Source organism: Streptomyces hygroscopicus subsp. hygroscopicus, from assembly GCF_001553455.1.
Taxonomy (GTDB): Bacteria; Actinomycetota; Actinomycetes; order Streptomycetales; family Streptomycetaceae; genus Streptomyces; species Streptomyces hygroscopicus.
Genome location: NZ_BBOX01000389.1, coordinates 1 through 7,495 on the forward strand (window position 1 = coordinate 1; position 7,495 = coordinate 7,495).

The window sequence follows — 7,495 nt, forward strand, 5'->3', positions numbered from 1 at the left end:
CCGCCCGCGACCCCGTACCGCCGTACTGGCGGCAACTGGGCCAGCATCGTCGGGGCGTAGGACGGTCGCTTTTTCGGGGCCGGAATGGCGCGGAGCTCGGCGGCCGCCGGGCCGCGCCCGCCGCGGGAGGCCCGTACGGCGCTCGGCGCGCTCGTGGCGCGGCTGCGCTCGGGGCCGTCCTCGGCGGCGGGCAGGGCGACCGGCGCGGCCGGTGAGGAGCTGCAACTGGCCGCCTACGGACTGGGCGGTCCGGCGGGACCGGAGGACCGGCGGCTCGCGCTCGGCGTCTGCGCGCCCCGCCGGGACGGGTCGGACGGGGCGATCGTCGGTGTGGCCGTGGTGCTGCTGTCGTTGCTGACGGCGCGGCGGGTGGTCGCGGCCGAGGCCGAGCGCACGGCGGCGCTGGTCCGGCTGATGCTCGGCGCCGAACCGGCGCGGGTGGCGGGGCTGTTGAGCCGTTCGCTGGAACAGGCGGGCGCGGTTTCCGGGGGCCCGGAGCGGGTGGGTGCGGTTTCCGAGGGCCCGGAGCGGGTGGGCGTGGCTTCCGAGGGCCCGGAGCGGGTGGGTGCGGTTTCCGAGCGTCCGGAGCGGGTGGGCGCGGTTTCCGAGGACCCGGAAGGCGGTGGACTGTGGACCGTGGTGCGGGGGCGGCGGCGGGGCCGCGTTCGGGACGACGGGCCGCTGGCCACGGCCGCGTTCGCGGCCGGGCTCGGGACGCCGCTGGTGGACCTCGACGGGGACGCCCTGTGCGCCCTCGTCCCGGGCGAGGGCAGGATACGGGCGCAGCCCGGCTGGACGCTGGGCGTCGGGGCACCCGTCCCGGCCGCCGAGCTGGCGCGCGGCGACGCCGACGCCGTCCGTGCGCTGCGGCGGGCCGTCGCCGAGCGGGTGCCGTTGGTGCGACACGGCCCGGCCCGCGCAGGCGGGGTCGCCTCGTTGGTGGACCCGGACGAGGCGGGGGCGCACGGCCGTGCCCTGCTCGCACCGCTCGACGGCGCGCCGGTGCTGCTGGAGACGCTACGGGTGTGGCTGTCGCTGCACGGTGGTTGGGACCGTACGGCGGTGGCGCTGGAGGTGCACCGCAATACGGTCCGTCAGCGGATCGCCCGCGTCGAGGCCCTGCTGGAGGTGGACCTCGGCGACGCGGACGTCCGGATGGAGCTGTGGTTCGCCCTCAAGTGGGCGTGAACCGCTTGGAAGGCGTGAACCGCATGGGGGGCGTGAACCGCGTAGTGGTCGCGAACCCCGTGGCGGCAGCGCGTCCCTGGCGGTCGGGAACCCCGTGGCGATCGTGGAGCACAGCGTGGTCGGGAACCCCATGGCGGTCCCGCAGTACAGCGCCGTTGGAACCCCACGGTGGTCGTGACGCGCACGGAGGTGGTAGCCCCCGGGCGGTCGCGCACCTCGCGATGCTCGCGGATCTGGCAGTGCTCGCGGGCCTTACAGCGCTCGCGAACCTTTGGCGCTCACGAACCCCACGGTGCACCCGACCCTCTGACGCTCGTGGGCCCACCGCGCTCGCGAACCCCACGGTGCTCCCGACCCTCTGACGCTCGTGAGCCCACCGCGCTCGTGAGCCACCGCGCTCGCGAGCCCCACGGAGCACGCCGCGTTCGACGCGAAGGGGCGGGCCGAGGGGGTGTCAGAGCTTGGTCCACGCCTCCGTCAGCACCGTCCGCAGCACCTGCTCGATCTCGTCGAAGAGCGTCTGGTCGGCGATCAGCGGCGGCGCCAGCTGGACGACCGGGTCGCCGCGGTCGTCGGCCCGGCAGTACAGCCCGTTCTCGTACAGCGCCTTGGAGAGGAAGCCGTAGAGGATCCGCTCGGTCTCCTCCTCGTCGAAGGACTCCTTGGTGGCCTTGTCCTTCACCAGCTCGATGCCGTAGAAGAAACCGTCCCCCCGGACATCGCCGACGATCGGCAGGTCGTGCAGCCGCTCCAGGGTGGAGCGGAACGCGGCCTCGTGGTCCAGCACGTGCTGGTTGAGCCCCTCGCGTTCGAAGATGTCGAGGTTGGCGAGGGCCACCGCGGCCGAGACCGGATGGCCGCCGAAGGTGTAGCCGTGCAGGAAGGTGTTGTCGCCCTGGTAGAAGGGCTCGGCGAGCCGGTCGGAGACGATGCACGCGCCGATCGGGGAGTAGCCGGAGGTCATTGCCTTGGCGCAGGTGATCATGTCCGGGACGTAGCCGAACTTGTCGCAGGCGAACATCGTGCCCAGCCGCCCGAAGGCGCAGATGACCTCGTCCGAGACGAGCAGCACGTCATGGCGGTCGCAGATCTCGCGGACCCGCTGGAAGTACCCGGGCGGGGGCGGGAAGCAGCCGCCCGCGTTCTGCACCGGCTCCAGGAAGACCGCGGCCACGGTGTCCGGGCCCTCGAAGAGGATCTGCTGCTCGATCTGGTCGGCGGTCCAGCGGCCGAACGCCTCGGGGTCGTCGCCGAAGACCGGGGCGCGGTAGATGTTGGTGTTGGCGACCTTGTGCGCGCCGGGCACCAGCGGTTCGAAGGGCGCCTTGAGCCCCGGCAGCCCGGTGATCGACAGGGCTCCCTGCGGGGTGCCGTGGTAGGCCACGGCGCGGGATATGACCTTGTGCTTGGTGGGCTTGCCGGTGAGTTTGAAGTACTGCTTGGCCAGCTTCCAGGCGGTTTCGACGGCCTCGCCGCCGCCGGTGGTGAAGAAGACCTTGTTCAGGTCGCCGGGGGCGTAGCCCGCGAGGCGCTCGGCGAGCTCGACGGCCTTGGGGTGGGCGTAGCTCCACACCGGGAAGAAGGCGAGCTCCTGGGCCTGCTTGGAGGCCGTCTCCGCCAGCTCGACCCGCCCGTGGCCCGCGTTGACCACGAAGAGGCCGGCCAGGCCGTCGATGTACCGCTTGCCCTTGTCGTCGTAGATGTACGTGCCCTCACCGCGCACGATCGTCGGCACGGGGGAGTTCTCGTACGACGACATGCGGGTGAAGTGCATCCACAGGTGGTCGTACGCCGTCGAGGAGAGGTCGGCGGAGAGGTCGTCGCTCATTGCTATCTCGTTCCCCAGGTATAGGTCTGCTTCCGGAGCTTGAGGTAGACGAAGCTCTCGGTGGAGCGCACACCGGGCAGTGTGCGGATCCGCTTGTTGATCGTTTCGAGGAGGTGGTCGTCGTCCTCGCAGACGATCTCGATCAGGAGATCGAAGGAGCCGGCGGTGACGACCACGTACTCGACCTCGTCCATGGCGGTCAGCGCGTCCGCGACCGGGTCGAGGTCGCCCTCGACGTTGATGCCGACCATCGCCTGCCGCCGGAACCCCACGGTGAGAGGATCGGTGACGGCGACGATCTGCATCACGCCCTGGTCGAGCAGCTTCTGCACGCGCTGCCGCACGGCCGCCTCGGAGAGCCCCACGGCCTTTCCGATGGCGGCGTACGGCCGCCGGCCGTCCTCCTGGAGCTGCTCGATGATCGCCAGGGATACGGAGTCGAGAGACGGCGTGCCGTTCTTGTCAGGTGTGGCCACGACCTTCACTGTGCACGAGCCTCGTCCGTGTCGCAACCTATCTTCAATGAATTTCGTCGTCTAGAAGTCAAAAAATCACTGATTCCGTTGTTCTGGTGTGGCGGGTATGTTGAAAGCGCAGTCCCGGCGACTACTGTGGGTGTCTCACCCATCGGACAGCTGACAGGAGGGGTGGCACGTGACCACCGAACTGCGTCGTCTGCGCAACTACATCGACGGAGAGTTCCGGGACGCCGCGGACGGGCGGACCACGGAGGTGGTCAACCCGGCCACGGGCGAGCCCTACGCCACCGCGCCGCTCTCGGGCGCCGCGGACGTGGACGCGGCGATGGCCGCCGCCGAGGCCGCCTTCCCGGCCTGGCGCGACCTGGTGCCCGGAGAGCGGCAGAAGGCACTGCTCAAGATCGCCGACGCCTTCGAGGCGCGGGCGGAGGAGCTGATCGCCACCGAGTCCGAGAACACCGGCAAGCCGATCGGTCTCACCCGGGACGAGGAGATCCCGCCGATGATCGACCAGATCCGCTTCTTCGCCGGCGCGGCCCGGATGCTGGAGGGCCGCTCGGCCGGTGAGTACATGGAGGGGCTCACCTCGATCATCCGGCGCGAGCCGGTCGGGGTGTGTGCCCAGGTCGCGCCGTGGAACTACCCGATGATGATGGCCGTATGGAAGTTCGCCCCGGCGCTGGCGGCGGGCAATACGGTCGTCATCAAGCCCTCGGACACCACGCCCGCCTCCACCGTGCTGATCGCCGAGATCATCGGCGGGGTGCTGGCGGAGCTGGGCCATCCGCAGGGCGTCTTCAACGTGATCTGCGGCGACCGGGAGACCGGACGGCTGATGGTCGAGCACTCCGTGCCCGCCATGGCGTCCATCACCGGCTCGGTGCGGGCCGGCAAGCAGGTCGCCGAGAGCGCCTCGAAGGACATCAAGCGGGTCCACCTGGAGCTCGGCGGCAAGGCGCCCGTCGTGGTCTTCGAGGACACCGACATCCCCAAGGCGGTCGAGGACATCTCGGTCGCGGGCTTCTTCAATGCCGGCCAGGACTGTACGGCCGCCACCCGGGTGCTGGTCCACGAGTCGATCCACGACGAGTTCGTGAGCGCGCTGGCCAAGGCCGCCGCCGAGACCAAGACCGGTGCGCCCGACGACGAGAACGTGCTGTACGGCCCGTTGAACAACGCCAACCAGCTGGCCCAGGTGTCCGGCTTCATCGACCGGCTCCCCGCGCACGCCAAGGTGGAGGCGGGCGGCCACCGGGTCGGTGACAAGGGCTTCTTCTACGCGCCCACCGTGGTCTCCGGACTCAAGCAGGACGACGAGATCATCCAGAACGAGGTCTTCGGCCCGGTCATCACCGTCCAGTCCTTCTCCGACGAGGAGCAGGCGGTCTCCTACGCCAACGGTGTGGAGTACGCGCTGGCCTCGTCGGTGTGGACCAAGGACCACGCCCGCGCGATGCGGATGTCCAAGGCCCTGGACTTCGGCTGCGTCTGGATCAACACCCACATCCCGCTGGTCGCCGAGATGCCGCACGGCGGATTCAAGAAGTCCGGTTACGGCAAGGACCTCTCGGCGTACGGCTTCGAGGACTACACCCGCATCAAGCACGTCATGACGTCGCTGGGCTGATCCGCGCCTCTTCCCGCCTCCGCCCTGTCACCGGGTCATGACAGGATCAAGGATCACCTGTCATGACCCGGTGGGGGAAATCCGGACCGCGGGGGATCGCGGCGGCCGTCGCGCTGCTGTCGGGCGTCGCGGGCTGCGGCGACCGCGAGGCGGGCGGGCCGAGTACGTCGAAGCCGGGCTTCCGGCACCACGCCGGGGCGGTGCGGTACCCGGCGGTGACCAAGGGCAGCGGCGGTGAGCAGCGACGACCTGTGGGTGAGCGACACGCCCGCCCGCCGCGCGGCCGGTCGTCGAGGGCGTGTGGCGGGCGCCGGGCGGGAGGCGACCGGTCAGCCGCTGAGCAGGAGGGCCGACAGGGCGCCGACCCGGTTGGTGGTGATCGCGTCGACGCCCGCCCCCAGCAGCCGGGACATCGACCGCCGGGTGTCGGCGGTCCAGGCGGAGACCAGCAGCCCGTCGGTGTGATGGCGGGCGACCAGCTCCCGGGAGACCAGTCCGAAGCGGTAGTTGAGCCAGCGGGGGCGCAGCGCGGCCAACAGCACCGGACGTGGCGGGGCGAGCGTGGTCCAGGTCAGCGCGATCTCGGCGTCCGGATCGGCGCGGCGCACGGCGTGCAGGGCCGCCAGGGCGCCGCAGTAGTACACCCGGTCGCCCGCGCCGCTCTCCCGGACCTGGGCGACGGTGGCGGGCGCGGCCGACGCGTCCGGCAGGTCGATCAGCAGCCGGGTCGAGTCGGCGCACGCGAGGGCCTCGCGCAGGGTCGGGACGCCGCCGCCGGTCAGCTGCCGCACCTCGTCGGCGGTCAGCGTGGACAGCGGCCGGTCCCGGCCCCACAACCGCTTCAGCGTGGTGTCGTGGAGCAGCACGGGGACACCGTCCCGGGTCAGCCGTACGTCGATCTCGACCGCGCCCGCCCCCGCGCGCACCGCGGAGCGGATCGAGGGCAGGGTGTTCTCCCGGCACACATAGGGGTCGCCGCGGTGGCCGACCGGAACGCAGCCCGCCCCCGGCACCCTCATCGGCCCGCGACCGCCGTGTAGGCGTCGATCTCCGCCGCGAGCCGCGCCTTGCCCTCGGCGTCCAGGAAGGACGCCTCGACGGCGTTCTTCGCGAGGGCGGCGACACCCGCCGCGTCCAGGCCGAGCAGCCGGGCCGCGACCCCGTACTCCGCGGTGAGGTCGGTACCGAACATCGGCGGGTCGTCGCTGTTGATCGTGACCAGCACCCCGGCCTCGACCATCTGCTTCAGGGGGTGCTCATCGAGCGTGGCGACGGCGCGCGTGGCGATGTTGGAGGTCGGGCAGACCTCCAACGGAATGCGGTGCTCCGCGAGATGGGCGAGCAGCTTGGGGTCCTGGACGGAGCTGGTGCCGTGGCCGATGCGCTCCGCCCGCAGCTCGGTGAGGGCGTCCCAGATCGTCTGCGGCCCGGTGGTCTCGCCCGCGTGCGGCACGCTGTGCAGCCCGGCGGCGATGGCCCGGTCGAAGTACGGCTTGAACTGGGGGCGCGGCACCCCTATTTCCGGACCGCCGAGGCCGAAGCTGACCAGCCCCTCGGGGCGCAGCTCACAGGCGATGCGGGCGGTCTCCTCGGCGGCCTCCGGACCGGCCTCGCCGGGGATGTCGAAGCACCAGCGCAGCACGGTGCCGAGCTCCGCCTCGGCGGCCTTGCGGGCGTCCTCGATCGCCTCGACGAAGGCGGTGTCCGGGATGCCGCGCCGGGTCGAGCTGTAGGGCGTGACGGTCAGCTCGGCGTAGCGGATGTTCTGCCGGGCCATGTCGCGGGCGATCTCGTAGGTCAGCAGCCGGACGTCCTCGGCGTCGCGGATCAGATCCACCACGGACAGGTAGATGTCGATGAAGTGCGCGAAGTCCCGGAAGACGAAGTAGTCGGCCAGGGCCTCGGGATCGGTGGGCACCTTGGAGTCGGGGTGGCGGGCGGCCAGCTCGGCCACGATGCGCGGGGACGCGGATCCCACGTGGTGCACGTGGAGCTCCGCCTTGGGCAGCCCGGCGATGAAGGTGGTCAGATCGGTCAACGAAACCTCCGGGAGACGGCCGCCGACGACGGCGTCCGGTCATCGTATGGTGTGGCCCCTGTCGGGCCGGCCACAGGCCGTAGCATGGGCGGACGTCTTTGTGGGGGAGCTCCATGGCCGACCAGCACGACCCGTCCGAGCCGCGGGACGAGCCGCGGGATGAGCCGCGGGATGAGCCGCGGCGATCAGGGCAGCCGAGGCCGCCCGAGCCGCGCGACCGCGATCCGTGGGCTCCGCCGGCGCAGCGGGTCGTGATGGACAAGCAGGAGGGACCGGCCCCCCGGTCCGCGGTGGCCGAGCAGCCGACTTCCACCTCCCGCCCCGCTGTGCCGGGC

At 71.6% G+C, this 7,495-nt stretch carries 6 protein-coding genes; 2 read left to right on the top strand and 4 right to left on the bottom strand.

The genetic code is table 11. The features are described 5' to 3' along the window. Positions 1-84: 84 nt before the first annotated feature. Positions 85-1,188, top strand: a complete 1,104-nt coding sequence (locus AXW62_RS32920; RefSeq protein ID WP_060947700.1) for a PucR family transcriptional regulator — start codon at positions 85-87, stop codon at positions 1,186-1,188. Positions 1,189-1,642: 454 nt separating this feature from the next. Here AXW62_RS32920 and AXW62_RS32925 read toward each other — a convergent pair whose 3' ends face one another. Both AXW62_RS32925 and AXW62_RS32930 read right to left on the bottom strand, forming a co-directional pair. After that, positions 1,643-3,016 carry an aspartate aminotransferase family protein gene (locus tag AXW62_RS32925; protein WP_060947701.1) on the bottom strand — a complete coding sequence of 458 codons (1,374 nt, stop codon included), beginning with the start codon at positions 3,014-3,016 and terminating at the stop codon, positions 1,643-1,645. 2 nt (positions 3,017-3,018) lie between these two features. Next, a complete protein-coding gene (locus tag AXW62_RS32930) occupies positions 3,019-3,492 on the bottom strand; it encodes an Lrp/AsnC family transcriptional regulator (protein ID WP_030834287.1) in 474 nt (157 codons plus the stop codon). A 178-nt stretch (positions 3,493-3,670) separates the two neighbouring features. On the opposite strand from AXW62_RS32930, the gene AXW62_RS32935 reads away from it, so the two are divergent. After that, the gene (locus AXW62_RS32935) at positions 3,671-5,122 is read left to right on the top strand and encodes a gamma-aminobutyraldehyde dehydrogenase (RefSeq protein WP_030834289.1); all 1,452 of its coding nucleotides are present in this window, start codon (positions 3,671-3,673) and stop codon (positions 5,120-5,122) included. 329 nt (positions 5,123-5,451) lie between these two features. Here the strand turns inward: AXW62_RS32935 and AXW62_RS32940 are convergent, their stop codons facing one another. Together AXW62_RS32940 and AXW62_RS32945 are read right to left on the bottom strand one after the other, a co-directional pair. After that, positions 5,452-6,141 carry a glycerophosphodiester phosphodiesterase gene (locus AXW62_RS32940; RefSeq protein ID WP_030834290.1) on the bottom strand — a complete coding sequence of 230 codons (690 nt, stop codon included), beginning with the start codon at positions 6,139-6,141 and terminating at the stop codon, positions 5,452-5,454. Further along, positions 6,138-7,160, bottom strand: coding sequence for an adenosine deaminase (locus AXW62_RS32945; RefSeq protein WP_060947702.1), 1,023 nt, complete (start codon positions 7,158-7,160; stop codon positions 6,138-6,140). Before AXW62_RS32945 ends, AXW62_RS32940 begins: the two co-directional genes overlap by 4 nt. Positions 7,161-7,495: the final 335 nt, after the last annotated feature.

Excerpts from the sequence above, each read along its gene's own strand:
- AXW62_RS32920 (WP_060947700.1), top strand. The coding sequence starts at position 85 with ATGGCGCGGAGCTCGGCGGCCGCCGGGCCGCGCCCGCCGCGGGAGGCC.
- AXW62_RS32925 (WP_060947701.1), bottom strand. The coding sequence starts at position 3,016 with ATGAGCGACGACCTCTCCGCCGACCTCTCCTCGACGGCGTACGACCAC.
- AXW62_RS32940 (WP_030834290.1), bottom strand. The coding sequence starts at position 6,141 with ATGAGGGTGCCGGGGGCGGGCTGCGTTCCGGTCGGCCACCGCGGCGAC.